This window comes from Microbacterium tenebrionis, assembly GCF_020682665.1.
Lineage (GTDB): Bacteria > Actinomycetota > Actinomycetes > Actinomycetales > Microbacteriaceae > Microbacterium > Microbacterium tenebrionis.
In genome coordinates, this window is sequence record NZ_JAGTTM010000002.1 from 60,118 (window position 1) to 78,886 (window position 18,769).

Below are 18,769 nucleotides of genomic sequence, written 5' to 3' on the forward strand. Positions count from 1 at the left end.
ACAGCACAGCGCGCCGGATGCCGGCCCCGGCCGTCCTCGTCCTCGAAGACGGCACCCGTCACACCGGCCGCGCGTACGGCGCCGAGGGGACCACGCTCGGCGAAGTCGTCTTCGCGACCGGCATGTCCGGCTACCAGGAGACGATCACCGACCCGTCCTACGCCGGCCAGATCCTGCTGCAGACCGCGCCGCACATCGGCAACACCGGCATGAACGACGAGGACCCTGAGTCCCGACGCATCTGGGTGGCCGGCTACATCGTCCGCGACCCTTCGCGGGTCGTGTCGAACTGGCGGGCCAACGCATCGCTCGACGAGGCCCTCGTCCGCGACGGCATCGTCGGCATCAGCGGCATCGACACCCGCGCGGTCACCAGGCATATCCGCTCCGCGGGCTCCATGCGCGGTGGCATCTTCTCGGGCGCCGATGCAGACCTCGACCCCGAGGAGCAGCTGCGGCAGGTCGTCGAGGCGCCGCAGATGGCAGGGCAGAACCTCTCCTCGCAGGTGTCGGTCGACGTCGCGACCATCACCACGGCGATCGGGGAGCGCATCGGCAACCTCGCCGTCCTCGACCTCGGCGTCAAGCAGGCCACGATCGACAACCTCGCCGCTCGCGGGTTCGATGTGCACGTCCTGCCGCAGACGTCGACGATCGACGACATCCGGGCGGTCGACCCTGTCGCGGTGTTCTACTCGAACGGCCCCGGCGACCCGGCGGCGTCCGGCGACCACGTCGCGCTCCTGCGCGCCGTCCTCGACGAGGGGCTGCCGTTCTTCGGCATCTGCTTCGGCAACCAGCTGCTCGGGCGCGCCCTGGGCCTTGGCACCTACAAGCTGCCGTTCGGTCACCGCGGCATCAACCAGCCCGTGCTCGACAAGAGCACGGGCAAGGTCGAGATCACGGCTCACAACCACGGCTTCGCCGTCGACGCGCCGCTGGAAGGCGCGTTCGACAGCCCCAACGGATACGGCAAGGTCGAGGTCAGCCACGTGGGCCTCAACGACAACGTCGTCGAGGGACTTCGCGCCCTCGACATCCCGGCCTTCTCGGTGCAGTACCACCCCGAAGCCGCCGCCGGACCCCACGACGCAAACTACCTCTTCGACCGGTTCAAGGACATGGTCGTCGCACAGCAGGGAGACACCAAGTAATGCCGAAGCGCGACGACATCAACTCCGTCCTCGTCATCGGGTCGGGCCCGATCGTCATCGGTCAGGCCTGCGAGTTCGACTACTCCGGCACCCAGGCGTGCCGTGTGCTCCGCGAGGAGGGCGTTCGCGTCATCCTCGTCAACTCCAACCCGGCCACGATCATGACCGACCCGGACTTCGCCGACGCGACCTACATCGAGCCGATCACCCCCGAGGTCATCGAGACGATCATCGCCAAGGAGAAGCCCGACGCGATCCTGCCGACCCTGGGCGGTCAGACCGCGCTGAACGCGGCGATGGCCCTCGACAAGCAGGGCATCCTCGCCAAGTACGACGTCGAGCTCATCGGCGCGAAGGTCGAGGCGATCGAGAAGGGCGAGGACCGCCAGATCTTCAAGGAGCTCGTCCTCGAAGCGGGAGCGGATGTCGCGGCATCCGTCATCTGCCACAGCATGGACGAGCTGCTCGCGGGCGCCGAGAAGCTCGGCTACCCGCTCGTCGTCCGCCCGAGCTTCACCATGGGCGGGCTCGGATCCGGCTTCGCCTACGACGAGGAGGACCTCCGTCGCATCGGCGGCGCTGGCCTCCACGACTCGCCGACGAACGAGGTGCTGCTCGAGGAGTCGATCCTCGGGTGGAAGGAGTACGAGCTCGAGCTCATGCGCGACACGGCCGACAACACGGTCGTCGTCTGCTCCATCGAGAACGTGGACCCCGTCGGCGTGCACACCGGCGACTCGATCACGGTCGCACCGGCGCTCACGCTGACCGACCGCGAGTACCAGAAGATGCGCGACATCGGCATCGACATCATCCGCGCCGTCGGCGTGGACACCGGCGGATGCAACATCCAGTTCGCAGTCAACCCCGAGAACGGTCGCATCATCGTCATCGAGATGAACCCGCGCGTCTCTCGGTCCTCGGCGCTGGCGTCGAAGGCCACCGGCTTCCCGATCGCCAAGCTCGCCGCCAAGCTCGCACTCGGCTACCGTCTCGACGAGATCCCGAACGACATCACGGGCGTGACGCCGGCGAGCTTCGAGCCGACCCTCGACTACGTCGTGGTCAAGGTGCCCCGCTTCGCCTTCGAGAAGTTCCCCGCGGCGGATGCCACGCTCACGACCACCATGAAGTCCGTCGGCGAAGCCATGGCGATCGGCCGCAACTACGCCACCGCGCTGCAGAAGGCGCTCCGCTCGCTCGAGAAGCGCGGTTCGAGCTTCCACTGGGGCGAGGAGACCCGGAGCGTCGACGAGCTGCTCGAGATCTCGAAGACCCCGACAGACGGCCGCATCGTCACGCTGCAGCAGGCGCTGCGCAAGGGCGCGACGATCGAGCAGGCCTTCGAGGCCACGGCGATCGACCCGTGGTTCCTCGACCAGATCGTGCTGATCAACGAGGTCGCAGAGACGGTCCGCGCCGCCGAGGAACTCAGCGCCGACGTGCTGCGCTACGCCAAGGAGCACGGCTTCTCCGACGCGCAGATCGCGCAGCTCCGGGGCGAGGACGAGGCGGAGATCCGCGGCGTCCGGCACGCGCTGGGCATCCGCCCGGTCTACAAGACGGTGGACACGTGCGCGGGCGAGTTCCCGGCGCTGACCCCGTACCACTACTCGAGCTACGACTTCGAGACCGAGGTGTCGCCGTCAGAGCGCACCAAGGTCGTCATCATCGGCTCGGGCCCCAACCGCATCGGGCAGGGCGTCGAGTTCGACTACTCGTGCGTGCACGCGTCGTTCGCACTGTCGGATGCCGGGTACGAGACCGTCATGGTCAACTGCAACCCCGAGACGGTGTCCACCGACTACGACACCTCTGACCGCCTGTACTTCGAGCCGCTGACGCTCGAGGACGTGCTCGAGGTGCTCGACGCGGAGGCCGCCAGCGGAACCATCCTCGGCGTCGTCTGCCAGCTGGGCGGTCAGACCCCGCTCGGACTCGCCAAGGGCATCGAGGCGGCCGGCTACACGGTGCTCGGCACGAGCCCGGCAGCCATCGACATCGCCGAGGAGCGCGAGCTGTTCTCGCAGCTGCTCGCCTCGGCCGGCCTCGTGGCACCCCGACACGGCACGGCGATCGATGTCGAGGGCGCCGTCGCGATCGCGGAGGACATCGGGTACCCGGTGCTCGTCCGCCCGAGCTTCGTCCTCGGCGGGCGCGGCATGGAGATCGTCTACGACACCCCGAGCCTGCGCGACTACTTCGTGCGCACCGCCGGCGAGGTCATCGTCGGTCCTGGCACGCCGCTGCTCGTCGACCGCTTCCTCGATGACGCGATCGAGCTGGACGTCGATACGCTGTACGACGGCACCGAGCTGTACATCGGCGGCGTCATGGAGCATCTCGAAGAGGCCGGCATCCACTCCGGCGACTCCAGCTGCACCCTGCCGCCGGTCTCGCTCGGCCGCAGCGACGTCGACCGGGTCCGCGAGGCGACCCTGGCGATCGCCGAGGGCGTGGGCGTGCGGGGCCTGCTGAACGTGCAGTTCGCGATCAGCGCCGGCGTGCTCTACGTGATCGAGGCCAACCCGCGCGCCAGTCGCACGGTGCCGTTCGTGTCGAAGGCCCTGGGCATCCCGATGGCGAAGGCCGCCAGCCGCATCATGGCCGGCGCCACGATCGCCGAGCTCAAGACCGAGGGGCTGCTCCCCGCCGCCGACGGATCGCGGGTGCCGATGGACGCGCCCGTTTCCGTCAAGGAGGCCGTGCTCCCGTTCAAGCGGTTCCGCACCAAGGACGGCAAGATCGTCGACTCGGTCCTCGGCCCGGAGATGCGCTCGACCGGCGAGGTCATGGGCATCGACAAGGACTTCCCGACAGCGTTCGCGAAGAGCCAGGCCGCGGCCTACGGCGGCATGCCGACCTCGGGCACCGTGTTCATCTCGGTCGCCGATGCCGACAAGCGCGCCGTGATCCTGCCGGCGCACCGCCTGCAGCAGCTCGGCTTCACGCTGGTGGCGACCGAGGGCACGGCCGAGATCCTCTCCCGCAACGGCATCCCTGTGACGGTCGTCTCGAAGTTCAGCGAGACGCAGTCGTCGGGCGGCGAGAACATCGTCGACCTCATCAACGACGGCCGGATCGACATCGTGGTGAACACGCCCTCCGGCGGTGCTGCACGCGCCGACGGCTACGAGATCCGCGCCGCGGCCGTCGCGGCCGACAAGGCCCTGTTCACGACCATGGCGGTGCTCGGCGCCGCCGTGAGCGGAATGGATGCCGCCGATGAGGGCTTCGAGGTCAGGAGCCTGCAGGAGTACGCGCTCGACCGTCAGGCGGCGCTGTGACAGCGAGCTTCGGAGAGCGGACCCGTGCGGCGCTGGCCGCGCGCGGTCCGCTGTGCGTCGGCATCGACCCGCATGCGGCACTCCTGTCGGCGTGGGGCGTCGGCGACACCGCCGCCGGCGCGCGCGCGTTCGGACTACGCGCGGTGGATGCCGCGGCCGACCGCGTCGGCGTCGTCAAGCCGCAGGTGTCGTTCTTCGAGCGCTTCGGATCGGCCGGCTTCGCCGCCCTCGAGGACGTTCTGCGGGCGGCACGGGATGCCGGACTCCTCGTGATCGCGGACGCCAAGCGCGGCGACATCGGCACCACGATGGACGCGTACGCCGAGGCCTGGCTCACGCCCGGTTCGCCGCTCGAAGCAGACGCCGTGACGGTCAACCCGTATCTCGGCGTCGGCGCGCTGGAGAGCACGTTCGCGCTGGCGGAGGAGCACGGAAAGGGCGCATTCGTCCTCGCCGCGACGAGCAACCCGGATGCCGGCACGGTACAGCGCGCCCGTTCCGGGTCCGGCAACACGATCTCCGCCGCCGTCGTGGCCGAGGTCAGCGCTCGCAACGCGGGCACAACGGCCGAGGGGGAGTGGGCGAGCCTCGGCCTCGTCATCGGCGCCACCGTCGACTGGGCGCACGCGGGTCTGTCGCCGTTCACGCCGCCGGCCCCGATCCTGGCACCAGGATTCGGCGCGCAGGGTGCGGGACCCGACGACCTCGTCTCTCGCTTCGGCACGAGCGCACCGCTGGTCATCGCATCCGAGAGCCGCAGCATCCTCCAGGCGGGTCCCGCCGGCATCGCCGCAGCGATCGACGCCCGCGTCGACGAATACCGCAGGAGGGCCGATGCCTGAGCGCAGCGTCCCCGAGGTCGACCGCGCGGCCGCCGCGCGCAGGGCGGTCGAACGCCGTCAGGCCCGAGCATCCCTCAAGCGCGACCTCGGCATGCGGGTCACGACGCCGCAGGCGGTCGCCGAGCTGGCCTTCGCCGATGCGGACTCCGTCGCCGGCTCCATGCGGGTGACCGACTTCCTCCTCGCCCTCCCGGCGATCGGCGTCGGCAAGCGCGACCGGATCCTCACGGAGCTCGACATCTCGCCGGTGAAGCGACTGGGCGGGCTCGGCGTGCGCCAGCGAGCCAGCCTCCTGCACTGGCTGGACGAGCGTTTCCCCGCACCGGAGCCGCGCACGGGGCGCAGCCGGCTGCTCGTTCTGGCCGGACCCACGGCCGTGGGCAAGGGCACGGTCGCCGCGCACATCCGCGAGAATCACCCCGAGATCCACCTGTCGGTGTCGGCGACGACCCGCGCACCGCGCCCCGGCGAGATCGACGGCGTGCACTACTACTTCGTCGACGACGCCGAGTTCGACCGGCTCATCGCGGAAGGCGAGCTCCTGGAGTACGCCGTCGTGCACAACAAGTCGCGCTACGGCACGCCGCGTGCACCCATCGACGCCGCCCTCGCCGAGGGCCGGACGGTGCTCCTCGAAATCGATCTGCAGGGGGCGCGCCAGGTGCGCGCCGCGGAACCCTCGGCGACGCTGATCTTCCTCCTGCCGCCGACCTGGGACGAGCTGGTGCACCGACTCGTCGGCCGGGGCACGGAGAACGAGGAGGAGCGCGCCCGTCGCCTGCGCACGGCGAAGGTCGAACTGGCCGCTCAGAGCGAGTTCGATTACCGCATCGTGAACGAGGATGTCGCCGCCGCCGCGCGCGAGGTCGTAGAATTGTCTGAGGCACCAGCGCGCTGATCGCTCGCGCGCGCCCGCCGATTCGACTTTCGCGACGAACCCGTCGCCTGATCTGGAGGTCCCACCATGGCCGGACACCACACCAAGGGCATCATCGACCCGCCCATCGACAACCTGCTCGACCGCGTCGAGTCGAAGTACGAGCTGGTCATCTACGCGTCCAAGCGCGCGCGCCAGATCAACGACTACTACGCAGACCTCCACGAGGGCAACCTGTTCGACAACGTGGGCCCTCTCGTCGACTCGTCCGTCGAGGACAAGCCGCTGACCATCGCGCTGCACGAGATCAACGAGGACAAGCTGCGCCTTCGCCACGCTGAGTGAAGGCGCCCTCCTCGATGAGCGCGCTGCGCCTTTTCACGTCTGAATCCGTCACCGAGGGGCACCCCGACAAGATCTGCGACCAGATCTCGGACAGCATCCTCGACGGACTGATCGCCAAGGACCCGGCGTCGCGCGTCGCGGTGGAGACGCTCGTCACCACCGGGCTCGTGCACGTCGCGGGCGAGATCCGCACCGAGGCGTACGTCGACATCCCGACCATCGTCCGCGAGGTCGTGAGCGGCATCGGCTACACCTCGAGCGAGACCGGCTTCGACGGCGACTCGTGCGGCGTGAGCGTCTCGGTGGGGGAGCAGTCCAGCGACATCGCGCACGGCGTCGACCTCGCACAGGAGCACCGCGACGGATCGTCCAGCGACGCCCTGGACGGCCTCGGTGCCGGCGACCAGGGCATCATGTTCGGGTTCGCGACGGTCGAGACGCCCGAGCTCATGCCGATGGCCGGCCACACGGCGCACCGCATCGCCGAGCGTCTCACCGAGGTGCGTCGCTCCGGTGAGCTCGGGTTCCTGCGCCCCGACGGCAAGACCCAGGTCACACTCGGCTACGAGGGCTTCATGCCGAAGACGATCGACGCAGTCGTGCTCTCGACGCAGCATCACCCCGACATCTCGCAGGACGAGCTCAAGGAGCAGGTCCGGCGACTCGTGATCGATCCTGTGCTCGAGAACACCGGACTCGAGATGCCGTCGTCCGACCGCTACTTCATCAACCCCGCCGGGCCCTTCGTCACGGGCGGTCCGAAGGGGGATGCCGGTCTCACGGGCCGCAAGATCATCATCGACACCTACGGGGGAGCCGCCCGTCACGGCGGCGGCGCGTTCAGCGGCAAGGACCCGTCGAAGGTCGACCGCTCCGGCGCCTACGCCATGCGCTGGGTGGCCAAGAACGCGGTGGCCGCAGGTCTCGCCGATCGGCTCGAGGTGCAGGTCGCCTACGCCATCGGCGTCGCGCGGCCCGTCGGGCTCTACGTCGAGACGTTCGGCACCGGCAAGGTGTCGGACGAGGTGATCACGAATGCGATCCGCGAAGTCTTCGACCTGCGGCCGCAGGCGATCATCGAAGAGCTCGATCTGCTGCGTCCGATCTACCGTCAGACGGCCGCGTACGGTCACTTCGGCCGCGAACTGCCCGAGTTCACCTGGGAGCGCACGGACAGAGCCTCCGACCTGCGCCGCGCCGCGGGGCTGTAATGCTCGAGCGCGGGGAGCGCACGCACCGGCACCAGGGGCTGCGGTGAGCCGGCGAATCGCGAGGGTGCTGCTCGACTCGCCGCTGCCGCAGCTCGATCGCCTGTTCGACTACGTCCTCCTGGACGAGCTCGGCGAGGTGCCCATCGGTGCCCGCGTCCGCGTGCCGCTGCGCACAGCCGGCCGCATGGTCGACGCGTTCGTCGTCGAACTGGACACCGAGAGCGACACCGAACGCGCGCTGTCCACCGTCGAGAGCGTGGTTTCAACGGTTCCCGTGCTCCCCGAGCGCCTGTACCGGCTGGCGCGCCGCGTCGCGGATCGCGCGGCCGGTTCGGCATCCGACGTTCTGCGCCTGGTCATCCCCAAGCGTCAGGTCCGCGTCGAGAAGGCGTGGAAGGCGGATGCCGTCGCCGGGACGCCGTCCGATGAGGCACGCGAGCGGGCGGATGCGGTCCTCGCCGAGTACGCCGGACTCGCAGCGCTGCTCGACGAACGCGGCCGCGGTGCGGTCGAGGCTGTACCCGGGGTCACAGGCGACGCGCTGCCGTGGGCCCGCCTGCTCTCGGCCGCGGCGTCCGCGGTGCTGGCATCCGGCGCATCCGTCATCCTCGCGGTACCCGATCACCGCGACCTCGACCGGCTGCTGACGGCGCTTTCGGACTTCGTCCCCGAAGACGCGATCGTCCGCCACGACTCCCGGCAGACCAATCCCGAGCGATACCGGGGGTTCCTGCGCACGCTCGAGGACGCGCCGTGCATCGTCGTCGGCAACCGGTCCGCCGTGTACGCGCCGGTGCAGGCCGGACTCGTCGCCGTCTGGGACGACGGCGACCCGCTCTACAGCGAACCGCTCGCCCCGTACGTGCACGCGCGGGACGCCGTGCTCGTCCGCCAGGAGCAGGAGGGATCGGCGCTGCTGTTCGCCGGGCACACGCGCACGAGCGATGTCGAGCGCCTCGTGCAGCGCGGCTGGCTCGCCGATGTCCGCGCCGAGCGGCGGGTGACGCCGCGCATCGTGCTGAGCAGCCCGCAGGAGATGGAGCAGCCGGCTCAGCGCGTGCACTCCGGCGCCTTCACCGCGGCTCGAGCCGCGATCGCGGAGGGACCTGTCCTCGTCCAGGTCGCGCGTCCCGGCTTCGCACCGACGCTGGTGTGCGCGGACTGCCGGGCACCGGCCCGCTGCGCCCATTGCGGCGGCCCGCTGGGGGCGTCGCATCGCGGCGCGGTGCCGGTGTGCGGGTGGTGCGGCCGCGCGGGGCTCGCCTGGCATTGCCCGTCCTGCTCCTCCACGCAGCTGCGCCTGGCGGCATCCGGCAGCGAGCGCACCGCCGATGAGCTCGGCCGGGCGTTCCCCGGCGTACGCGTGATCGTCGCCGATGGCGCGCACCCCGTGGAGCACGTCTCCGACAAGCCCGCCCTCGTCATCGCCACCCGCGGGGCGGAGCCGATCGCCGCGGGCGGATACCGGGCTGTGCTGCTGCTGGACGGCTCGCGCATGCTGCAGGCGCCCGACCTGCGGATCGGCGAATCCTGCCTGCGGTGGTGGTCGAATGCGGCCGCCCTCGCAGCTCCCGGGGCCCCGATCCACCTCGTCGGCGTCGACGGACCCGTCGGACGGGCTCTGGCGACGTGGACGCAACCGGCGTACGCGCGTTCCGAGCTCGAGAGCAGAGCACCCCTGCACCTGCCGCCCGCGACCCGCGTCGCCCTCGTCGAAGGCGTACCGGCATCCGTGGCGCGCGCACTCGAGGATCTGCGCAGATTGCCCCTGCCGACCGATGCCGTGCTCGGTCCCGTGCCCGTCGAGGGCGAGGACGGCCGCGTACGCGCCCTCGTGAGGTTCGAGTACGCCGCGGGCCCGTCCGTGGCGACGACGCTGCGCGCCGCCGTCGTCGCGGAGGCGGTCAAGCGACGACGCGGACGCGGTCAGAGCAACCGCGTGCCGCTCTCGGTGCGCCTCGATATGCTCGATCCCGAGCTGTGATCGCCGTGGCGATCCACCCCACGTGAGAACCCATCCTTCCGGAGCACCTTCATGCGACTCGTCTTCGCCGGCACACCGGCGGCCGCCATTCCCACCCTGCGCGCCCTCGCCGGCTCCCACGACATCGCGGCCGTTATCACGCGCCCCGATGCGCCGCTCGGCCGCAAGCGCGTGCTCACGCCGTCGCCGGTCGCCCAGGTCGCAGACGACCTGGGCCTGCCCGTCATCAAGGCCGCGCGTCTCGACGATGACGTCACCTCACGGATCGCCGCTCTGCGCCCCGAGCTCGGCGTGATCGTCGCCTACGGCGGGCTGGTGCGCGAACCGCTGCTCCAGACTCCGGCGCACGGCTGGATCAACCTGCACTTCTCACTCCTGCCGCAGTGGCGGGGCGCGGCTCCGGTGCAGCGCGCGCTCATCGCCGGCGACGCCGAGCTCGGCGCCAGCGTGTTCCAGCTCGTCCCCGCGCTGGACGCCGGTGACGTGTTCGCGATGCGGACGGTCGATATCCCGGCAGACGCCACGGCCGACGTCGCCCTGCACGTGCTCGCCGAAGACGGTGCGGCCCTCACCGCCGAGGTCGTGGCCGGCATCGCCGACGGCACGGCGCGCGCCGTGCCTCAGGAGGGCGTACCGACGACCGCGCCGAAGCTCACGATCGATGACGGGGCGTTGGACTGGCACCTGCCGCTCGAGGCGGTGTATTCCCGCTTCCGCGGCGTCACCCCCGAACCCGGCGCGCACACGACCATCGGCGGTCTTCGCGTGAAGGTGCTCGAGGCCGCCCCGGCGGCAGAAGCCGACGCACTGGACCCCGGCCGGATCACCGCAACGAAGCATGCCGTCCTCATCGGCACTGCGACCAGGCCGCTCGCCGTGACGCGTGTGCAGCCGGCCGGGAAGGCCGCCATGAGCGCAACGGACTGGTGGCGCGGGCTGCGCGCCGACGACGCCGTGCGAGCGGGCGCATGAGCGCGCCGCAGGATCGGCGCCCGCGTCGTCGACAGGACGGCGAGCAGGGCTCGCGCACCCGGCAGGGGCAGCCGCCCCGCCTGGTGCAGTCGGCCAGGCGCGTGCAGCCGGCCAGGCGCGTCGCGTACGACGTCCTGCGGGCCGTGAGCGACTCCGATGCCTACGCCAACCTGCTGCTGCCGTCCGCGATCGCCGAGGCCGGCCTCAGCCCGCAGGATGCGGCGCTGGCGACGGAGCTCACGTACGGCGCGCTGCGCCGTCGTGGAACCTACGACGCCGTGATCTCGGAGGCTGCGGGACGACCGGTCTCCGACATCGACCCGGCGGTGCTCGATGCCCTACGGCTCGCAGCGCATCAACTGCTCGCGACCCGCGTCGCCTCCCACGCGGCCGTCAACGAATCCGTGAACCTCGTGGCCGGCGCCGTCGGCAGAGGCCCTGCGGGCTTCGCGAACGCCGTGCTCCGGCGTATCTCGCGAGACACGCCGGGTCAGTGGCAGGAGCGGATCGAGGCGGGTGCGCGCTCCGACGACGAGCGCCTCGGCCTGCGCACCGCCCACCCGGTGTGGATCATCCGCGCACTCCGTCGGGCGCTCACGGCCGAGGGGCGCGCGGACGAGCTCGAAGACCTGCTGGATGCGGACAACGCCTCTCCCGAAGTGACCCTGGTCGCCCTGCCCGGCCTCGCCGAGGCGGGGGAGCCGCGCCGCCCCTACGCGCCGACGGCCTTCGCCTCGCCCGGGGGAGACCCGCACGCCGTCATCAGTGCCTCCGGCGGCACGGTCCGCGTGCAGGACGAGGGCTCGCAGCTCGTCGCCCTCGCTCTGGCGGCGGCCCGGCCGATCGAGACGGGGGAGCGGTGGCTCGACCTGTGCGCCGGACCCGGCGGCAAGACGGCGCTGCTGGCCGCGATCGCGCAGCAGAACGGCGTGGCCCTCGAGGCCAACGAGGTCGTCCCGGCGCGCGCCGGGCTCGTCCGGGGCGCGCTGAAGGCCGTGCCCGGCGACGTCGTCGTCCACGAGCAGGACGGCCGCGAGCTCACCGCCGCGAACCCGAGCCGGTTCGACCGCATCCTCGTCGATGCGCCGTGCACGGGCCTCGGAGCCCTGCGCCGGCGCCCCGAGGCCCGGTGGCGGAAGTCGCCCGCCGATGTGGCCGAGCTGACCGGCCTGCAGACCGAGCTCCTTGCCGGGGCCCTCGACGCCGTGGTGCCCGGCGGCATCGTCGCCTATGTCACGTGCTCGCCGCACCTCGCTGAGACGACCGGCGTCGTCGCCGAGGTGCTGCGCACCCGTGACGACGTGACCGAACTGGATGCCGCTGCCGTGCTCGCTTCCGTCGCCCGCAGCCCGATCGACCTCGGCTCGGACGGCACCGGACGGGTGCAGCTGTGGCCGCACCGCCATGGCACCGACGCCATGTTCCTCGCGCTCCTGCAGCGCACCCCGAAGGGAGAAGATCAGTGAGTCTTCCGTCAGCACCGCGCATCAACCCCAGCGTCCTGTCCGCCGACTTCGTGAACATGCAGCGCGATCTCGCGCGGATCGCGACCGCCGATTTCGCTCATGTCGACGTCATGGACAACCACTTCGTCCCGAACCTCACGTTCGGCCCGCAGATGGTCGAGCGCATGCAGGCCACCAGCCCCATCCCGCTGGACGTGCACCTGATGATCACCGACCCCGACCACTGGGCGCCCGGCTATGCCGAGCTGGGCGCCGCCAGCGTCACGTTCCACCTCGAGGCCGCCGCCGAACCGGTGGCGCTCGCGCGCCGACTGCGGTCGATCGGCGCCCGCGCCGGCGTCGCCATCAAGCCCGGCACGGCGGGGGAGAGCCTGTACGAGATCCTCGACGAGTTCGACCAGGTGCTCGTGATGACGGTGGAGCCCGGGTTCGGCGGTCAGAGCTTCATGCCCGAGACGATGCCGAAGCTGCGCGCGCTCGTCGACGAGGCGCGGCGTCGCGGTTCGTCGACCTGGTTCCAGGTCGACGGCGGCCTCTCGGATGCCACGATCTCGCAGGCCGCCGAGGCGGGCGCCGACACGTTCGTGGCGGGCTCCGCCGTGTACGGGGCGGACGACATCGAGGCCGCCGTCACCCGGCTCCGGGAGCGCGCGCGAGCCGCTAGCCTGGAATCGTGAAGACTTTCGACGAGCTGTTCGCCGAGCTCAGCGTCAAGGCCGAGACCCGTCCTGCGGGATCGGGCACCGTCGCCGAGCTCGACGCCGGTGTGCACACGATCGGCAAGAAGATCGTCGAGGAGGCCGCCGAGGTCTGGATGGCGGCCGAGTACGAATCGGATGCCGAGGCAGCCGAGGAGATCTCGCAGCTGCTGTACCACCTGCAGGTCCTCATGCTCGCGAAGGGACTGAGCCTCGAGGACGTGTACCGACATCTCTGATGCGCTCCGTCTCGTTCCTCTGATCTGAAAGCCCCCCATGCTGCGCATCGCTGTTCCCAACAAGGGCTCGCTCGCCGAGACCGCCGCCGAGATGCTCGCCGAGGCCGGATACGCCGGCCGCCGCGACTCCAAGACCCTGCACGTCGTCGACGCCGCCAACGACGTCGAGTTCTTCTTCCTCCGCCCCCGCGACATCGCCACCTACGTGGCATCCGGCGCCCTCGACGTCGGCATCACGGGCCGAGACCTGCTGCGCGACGTGCCGCAGCCGGCCCGCGAGATCGAAGCCCTCGGCTTCGCCCAGTCGACGTTCCGCTTCGCGGCCCCCGCCGGCCGCTTCTCGACGATCCAGGATCTCGCAGGTGTCAGGGTCGCGTCCGCCTATCCCGGCCTGGTCGACGCGTTCCTGCGCGAGAACGGCGTCGAGGCGACCCTGGTGCCGCTCGACGGCGCGGTCGAGTCCGCCGTGCGGCTCGGCGTCGCCGACGCGATCGCCGACGTCGTCGAGACCGGCACCACGCTCCGGCAGGCGGGCCTGGAGATCTTCGGCCCCGTCATCATCGAGTCCGAGGCCGTGCTCATCAGCAGGCCCGGCGACGCCGAGGGCACCGAGCGACTGCTGCGGCGGCTGCGCGGCGTGATCGTCGCTCGCCGGTTCGTGCTGCTCGACTTCGACCTGCCCGCGAAGCTCGTCGACCAGGCGGCGGCTATCGCACCGGGTCGCGAGTCCCCGACGATCTCGCCGCTGCAGGACCCGGAGTGGGTCGCCGTGCGCGTCATGCTGCCCCGCAAGGGGATCAACCAGGTGATGGACGATCTGTACGCCATCGGCGCCAGGGCGCTGCTGGTCACGGCCATCCACGCCGCGAGACTGTGACGGCGGCGGCTCCCGTGACTCTCACCAGCCGCGTCATCCCGTGCCTCGACGTCGCCGCGGGGCGGGTCGTCAAGGGCGTGAACTTCGAGAACCTCCGCGACATGGGCGATCCCGTCGAACTCGCCGCGCTCTACGCACAGCAGGGCGCAGACGAGATCACATTCCTCGATGTCACCGCGACGGTCGACGACCGCTCGACCACGTACGAGGTCGTCCAGCGCACGGCCGAGAACGTGTTCGTCCCGCTGACCGTCGGCGGCGGCATCCGCAGCGTCGAAGACGTCGCGCGCCTGCAGGGCGTCGGCGCCGACAAGATCGGCGTGAACTCCGCCGCCATCGCACGTCCCGACCTCATCGGCGAGATCGCCGACCGCTTCGGGGCGCAGGTGCTCGTGCTCTCTCTCGATGTCAAGCGGGCGCCCACCACGGCATCCGGCTTCGTCGTCACGACCCACGGTGGGCGCACGGAGACGACACTGGACGCCCTGGATTGGGCGCGCGAGGCGATCGAGCGCGGTGCGGGGGAGCTGCTGGTGAACTCGATCGACGCCGACGGCACCCGCGACGGCTTCGATCTCGAGCTCGTCCGGCTCATGCGCGAGGTGTCCTCCGTCCCGGTAATCGCCTCCGGCGGAGCAGGGGCGGTCTCCGACTTCGCACCGGCCATCAAGGCGGGAGCGGATGCTGTGCTCGCCGCGAGCGTCTTCCACTCCGGAGCTCTCACCGTCGGCGACGTGAAACAGGCGATGCGTGCGGAGGGGGTGCTGGTCCGATGAGCGATGTCGAGACGCGGATCGCGCAGGTCGTGTGGAACGCGGACGGCCTCGCCCCGGCGATCGTGCAGCAGTGGGACACGCGCGAGGTCCTCATGCTCGCGTGGGTCGATGCCGAGGCGCTGCGCCGCACGCTGACGACCGGGCGCGTGACGTACTGGTCGCGCTCCCGCCAGGAGTACTGGCGCAAGGGCGACACATCCGGCAACATCCAGCGCATCCGCGAGGCGCGTCTCGACTGCGACGGCGACGCCATCCTGCTGCTCGTCGACCAGACCGGCCCCGCGTGCCACACCGGCACGCGCACGTGCTTCGATGCGTCCGACCTCGAAGCCGTGGACGGCGTGACCGGATGACCGGGCAGGAGAAGAGCATCGCCCGCCGCGGGCGCAGCATCGGCGTCCTGGGACTGCTGCTCGCGGGAGGCGTCGGGATCATCGCGTCGACGCAGACGTGGCTGACCGTGGTCCGTGCGGACGCGGGTGACCCGATCGTCGTGGCCGGCGCCGATGCCATGCCTCTGCTCGCGCCGCTGAGCCTCGCGGTCCTCGCCCTGGGCGCGGCGCTCGCGCTCGTCGGCCGCGTGCTGCGCCATGTGCTCGCGGTGCTGGCGCTGGCCGCCGGGGTGCTGCTCGCCTGGTGGACCGCGGAGATCCTCGTGGCCGCCCCGCTCTCCGCCGTGGCACCGACGGTCACGCAGGCGACCGGTCTTGCCGGCGGCACCGCCGTGGCCGACACGATCGCGTCGATCGAACCGTCCGCGTGGCCGGTCATCGCCCTGGTCGGCTGGGTCATCCTGATCTTCGCCGCCGGATTCGCCGTCGCCACCGCGCACCGGTGGCGCACCGGCGGACGCAAGTACCGCACGGATGGCGCCCCGCACGCGGAGCACGAAGGACCGGTCGATGCGATCGATTCCTGGGACGACCTGTCGCGTGGCACGGACCCCACGCGGTGACCCCGATAGACTGAGCGCAACACCCACGACCGCCACGGAGGAGAACATGACCAACCCGATCGCCGACCCCGGCCACGGACACTCGCCTGCGGCCTGGACTGCTGTGATCGTCATGCTGTTCGGCTTCTTCGCCGGCACCGTCGCGTTCTGCCTCGAACAGCCCGTGTTCGTGTGGGTCTCGGTCGGCATCATCGTCGTCGGCCTCCTGCTCGGCTGGATTCTCGCCAAGGCCGGATACGGCGTCAACGGACCCAAGTACTCGCCGAAGGGTCACTGATGGTCCTCGCCGACCTCACGGCCGGCGCGGTGGACGACGCCGAACGGCGCGCCGTTCTGCGTCCGCTCGCCGAGGTCGAGAAGGCCGCTCTGGCGCGCCCGGCGGCACAGGACGCTCTGGCAGCACTGGCTCCGGCATCCCGCGTCAAGATCATCGCCGAGGTCAAGCGCGCGAGCCCGTCGCGCGGAGCCCTCGCCGAGATCCCCGACCCCGCGCACCAGGCCTCGCTCTACGAGACCGGCGGCGCGTCCGCCATCAGCGTCCTCACCGAGGAGCGCCGGTTCGGCGGCAGCCTCGCCGACCTCGAAGCGGTGACGGAGCGCGTGTCGCTGCCCGTGCTGCGCAAGGACTTCATCGCGACGCCGTACCAGGTGCTCGAGGCGCGCGCCGCGGGCGCCGACCTCGCGCTCCTCATCGTCGCGGGACTCGAGCGCAGGACGCTCGAAGAGCTGCACGCCCTCGTTCTCGAACTCGGCATGACACCGCTGGTCGAGACGCACACCGCCGATGAGCTCGAGACGGCCATCGACCTGGGCGCCTCGCTGATCGGCGTGAACGCCCGCAACCTGTCGACGTTCGAGCTCGACCGCGACCTGTTCGGACGCCTCGTGGACCGCATCCCCGCCGGAACCGTGAAGGTCGCCGAGTCGGCCGTTCTCGCTCCCGCCGACGTCGCGCACTACCGGGCCGCCGGCGCCGACGTCGTGCTCATCGGCGAGGCGCTCGTGACGGGCGACCCCGTCGCGACGCTGCAGAGCTTCCTGGCAGCAGGTGACGAGAGGAGCACATCGTGACGAGCCTCCGCGACCAGCCCGGTCCCTTCTTCGGCGAGTTCGGCGGGCGGTACATGCCCGAATCCCTCATCGCCGCGATCGACGAACTGACCCTCGCCTACGAGCAGGCGGTCGCCGATCCGGCATTCCGCGCCGAGCTCGCGGGCCTGCTCGGCTCGTACGCCGGGCGTCCGTCCGCGCTGACCGAGGTGCCGCGGTTCGCCGAGCACGCCGGGGGAGCGCGAGTGTTCCTCAAGCGCGAGGACCTCAACCACACCGGCAGCCACAAGATCAACAACGTGCTCGGGCAGGCGCTGCTGACCAGGCGACTGGGGAAGACCCGGGTGATCGCCGAGACGGGCGCCGGCCAGCATGGTGTGGCCACGGCAACAGCAGCCGCGCTGTTCGGCATGGACTGCACGATCTACATGGGCGAGGTCGACACCGAGCGCCAGGCGCTCAACGTCGCCCGCATGCGGCTGCTCGGCGCCGAGGTCGTCCCCGTGACGACGGGCGCCCGCACGCTCAAGGACGCGATCAACGACGCGTACCGCGACTGGGTCGCGAGCGTCGAGACCACCAACTACATCTTCGGCACCGCGGCAGGGCCCCACCCGTTCCCTGCGATGGTCCGCGACTTCCAGAAGATCATCGGCGAAGAGGCCCGCGCACAGCTGCTCGACGAGATCGGCAGACTGCCCGATGCGGTCGTGGCGTGCGTCGGCGGCGGCTCCAACGCGATCGGCATGTTCGACGCGTTCCTCGACGACACCGATGTCAAGCTCTTCGGCGTCGAGGCGGCCGGTGACGGCGTCGACACCGACAAGCACGCGGCATCCATCGAACGCGGCAGGCCCGGCGTGCTGCACGGCGCGAAGACGTACGTGCTGCAGGACGAGGACGGCCAGACGATCGAGTCGCACTCGATCTCGGCGGGACTCGACTACCCGGGCGTCGGCCCCGAACACTCCTGGCTCGCCGACATCGGCCGCGCCGAGTACATCCCGGCCACCGACGACGAGGCGATGCAGGCGCTGAGGCTCCTCAGCCGCACCGAGGGCATCATCCCCGCGATCGAGTCTGCGCACGCCCTCGCCGGCGCGCTGCGCCTGGGCCGCGAGATGGGCCCGGATGCTGTGATCGCGGTGTGCCTCTCCGGCCGGGGCGACAAGGACATGGACACGGCCGCGAAGTACTTCCAGCTGTACGACGAAGGCGTGGAGGAGGCCCGATGAGCCGCGTCGCCGACGCCATCGCACGCGCGAAGGCCGATGGGCGCGGCGCGTTCGTCGGGTATCTCCCGGTCGGATTTCCCGACCTGCAGACCAGCATCCGTGCCGCGATCACCCTGGCCGAGAACGGCGTCGACATCATCGAGCTCGGCCCGCCCTACAGCGACCCCGTGATGGACGGCCCCGTCATCCAGCAGGCGACGCAGGCGGCGCTGGCCGGAGGGTTCCGGATGCGCGATCTGTTCACGGCGGTGCAGGCGATCAGCGCCGAGACCGACGTCCCCGTCGTCGTCATGACGTACTGGAACCCCGTGATGCAGTACGGCGTCGACCGCTACGCCGACGACCTGCTCGCCGCCGGCGGGGCAGGACTCATCACCCCCGACATCACACCGGACGCCGCCGCCGAGTGGGTCGCCGCGAGCGAGCGCACGGGCCTGGACCGGATCTTCCTCGCCGCGCCTTCGTCGACAGACGAACGGCTGGATCTCGTCGTGAAGTCCTCGACCGGATTCGTCTACACCGTCTCGACCATGGGGATCACCGGTGAGCGGCAGGAGCTCGACAAGGCCGCGCGCACTCTCGTGGCGCGCCTGCGTGAGCACGGGGCCGAGAACGCCTGCGTCGGGATCGGCATCTCCACGGCCGACCAGATCGCCGCCGTCACCGACTACGCCGACGGCGCGATCGTCGGCACCGCGCTGGTCAGGGCCCTCGGAGACGGGGGCCTCGACGCCCTCGCCGAGGTGACCAGGAACCTCGCTGCGGGCACGCCGTCCGCAGTCCGCTCACACGAGAACTAGA

The 18,769-nt window shown here is 70.9% G+C and carries 19 protein-coding genes; all 19 read left to right on the plus strand.

Annotated elements, in window-relative coordinates:
- The first annotated feature begins 17 nt into the window (after window positions 1-17).
- The 19 genes from carA to trpA all read left to right on the plus strand — a co-directional run bounded on the left by carA (window position 18) and on the right by trpA (window position 18,768).
- A complete protein-coding gene (gene carA / locus KEC56_RS05580; protein WP_227530695.1) occupies window positions 18-1,154 on the plus strand; it encodes a glutamine-hydrolyzing carbamoyl-phosphate synthase small subunit in 1,137 nt (378 codons plus the stop codon).
- A complete protein-coding gene (gene carB / locus KEC56_RS05585; protein WP_227530189.1) occupies window positions 1,154-4,441 on the plus strand; it encodes a carbamoyl-phosphate synthase large subunit in 3,288 nt (1,095 codons plus the stop codon). The genes carA and carB overlap by 1 nt, the downstream gene beginning before the upstream one ends.
- Entirely contained in the window at window positions 4,438-5,283 is an 846-nt protein-coding gene (pyrF, locus tag KEC56_RS05590; protein ID WP_227530190.1) for an orotidine-5'-phosphate decarboxylase, read from the plus strand. Before carB ends, pyrF begins: the two co-directional genes overlap by 4 nt.
- Entirely contained in the window at window positions 5,276-6,181 is a 906-nt protein-coding gene (gene gmk / locus KEC56_RS05595; RefSeq protein ID WP_227530191.1) for a guanylate kinase, read from the plus strand. Before pyrF ends, gmk begins: the two co-directional genes overlap by 8 nt.
- Window positions 6,182-6,247: 66 nt before the next feature.
- Entirely contained in the window at window positions 6,248-6,505 is a 258-nt protein-coding gene (gene rpoZ / locus KEC56_RS05600) for a DNA-directed RNA polymerase subunit omega (protein ID WP_033107065.1), read from the plus strand.
- 14 nt (window positions 6,506-6,519) lie between these two features.
- On the plus strand, window positions 6,520-7,716 hold the full coding sequence (gene metK, locus KEC56_RS05605) for a methionine adenosyltransferase (RefSeq protein ID WP_227530192.1): 1,197 nt from the start codon (window positions 6,520-6,522) through the stop codon (window positions 7,714-7,716).
- Between the two features lie 43 nt (window positions 7,717-7,759).
- Entirely contained in the window at window positions 7,760-9,700 is a 1,941-nt protein-coding gene (locus tag KEC56_RS05610; protein WP_227530193.1) for a primosomal protein N' family DNA-binding protein, read from the plus strand.
- Between the two features lie 51 nt (window positions 9,701-9,751).
- Window positions 9,752-10,672 (plus strand): methionyl-tRNA formyltransferase, encoded by a 921-nt coding sequence (gene fmt / locus KEC56_RS05615; RefSeq protein WP_227530194.1) that lies wholly within the window; start codon window positions 9,752-9,754, stop codon window positions 10,670-10,672.
- Window positions 10,669-12,138, plus strand: a complete 1,470-nt coding sequence (locus KEC56_RS05620) for an RsmB/NOP family class I SAM-dependent RNA methyltransferase (RefSeq protein ID WP_227530195.1) — start codon at window positions 10,669-10,671, stop codon at window positions 12,136-12,138. The genes fmt and KEC56_RS05620 overlap by 4 nt, the downstream gene beginning before the upstream one ends.
- The gene (gene rpe / locus KEC56_RS05625; RefSeq protein ID WP_227530196.1) at window positions 12,135-12,815 is read left to right on the plus strand and encodes a ribulose-phosphate 3-epimerase; all 681 of its coding nucleotides are present in this window, start codon (window positions 12,135-12,137) and stop codon (window positions 12,813-12,815) included. Before KEC56_RS05620 ends, rpe begins: the two co-directional genes overlap by 4 nt.
- Window positions 12,812-13,075: a phosphoribosyl-ATP diphosphatase gene (locus tag KEC56_RS05630; protein ID WP_175986291.1), complete on the plus strand. Its 264-nt coding sequence runs from the start codon at window positions 12,812-12,814 to the stop codon at window positions 13,073-13,075. The genes rpe and KEC56_RS05630 overlap by 4 nt, the downstream gene beginning before the upstream one ends.
- A 37-nt stretch (window positions 13,076-13,112) precedes the next feature.
- Window positions 13,113-13,952, plus strand: coding sequence for an ATP phosphoribosyltransferase (gene hisG / locus KEC56_RS05635; RefSeq protein WP_175986292.1), 840 nt, complete (start codon window positions 13,113-13,115; stop codon window positions 13,950-13,952).
- Window positions 13,953-13,966: 14 nt separating this feature from the next.
- Window positions 13,967-14,728, plus strand: coding sequence for an imidazole glycerol phosphate synthase subunit HisF (hisF, locus tag KEC56_RS05640; protein ID WP_175986293.1), 762 nt, complete (start codon window positions 13,967-13,969; stop codon window positions 14,726-14,728).
- A complete protein-coding gene (gene hisI, locus KEC56_RS05645; protein ID WP_175986294.1) occupies window positions 14,725-15,081 on the plus strand; it encodes a phosphoribosyl-AMP cyclohydrolase in 357 nt (118 codons plus the stop codon). Before hisF ends, hisI begins: the two co-directional genes overlap by 4 nt.
- Window positions 15,078-15,683, plus strand: a complete 606-nt coding sequence (locus tag KEC56_RS05650) for a Trp biosynthesis-associated membrane protein (protein WP_175986295.1) — start codon at window positions 15,078-15,080, stop codon at window positions 15,681-15,683. Before hisI ends, KEC56_RS05650 begins: the two co-directional genes overlap by 4 nt.
- Window positions 15,684-15,729: 46 nt before the next feature.
- The gene (locus KEC56_RS05655; protein ID WP_175986296.1) at window positions 15,730-15,960 is read left to right on the plus strand and encodes an HGxxPAAW family protein; all 231 of its coding nucleotides are present in this window, start codon (window positions 15,730-15,732) and stop codon (window positions 15,958-15,960) included.
- Complete coding sequence (gene trpC / locus KEC56_RS05660; protein WP_175986297.1) at window positions 15,960-16,754, plus strand: indole-3-glycerol phosphate synthase TrpC; 795 nt, start codon at window positions 15,960-15,962, stop codon at window positions 16,752-16,754. Before KEC56_RS05655 ends, trpC begins: the two co-directional genes overlap by 1 nt.
- Complete coding sequence (gene trpB, locus KEC56_RS05665; protein ID WP_227530696.1) at window positions 16,748-17,968, plus strand: tryptophan synthase subunit beta; 1,221 nt, start codon at window positions 16,748-16,750, stop codon at window positions 17,966-17,968. The genes trpC and trpB overlap by 7 nt, the downstream gene beginning before the upstream one ends.
- Window positions 17,965-18,768 carry a tryptophan synthase subunit alpha gene (gene trpA / locus KEC56_RS05670; protein WP_175986299.1) on the plus strand — a complete coding sequence of 268 codons (804 nt, stop codon included), beginning with the start codon at window positions 17,965-17,967 and terminating at the stop codon, window positions 18,766-18,768. The genes trpB and trpA overlap by 4 nt, the downstream gene beginning before the upstream one ends.
- The last annotated feature ends 1 nt before the right edge of the window (window position 18,769 follow it).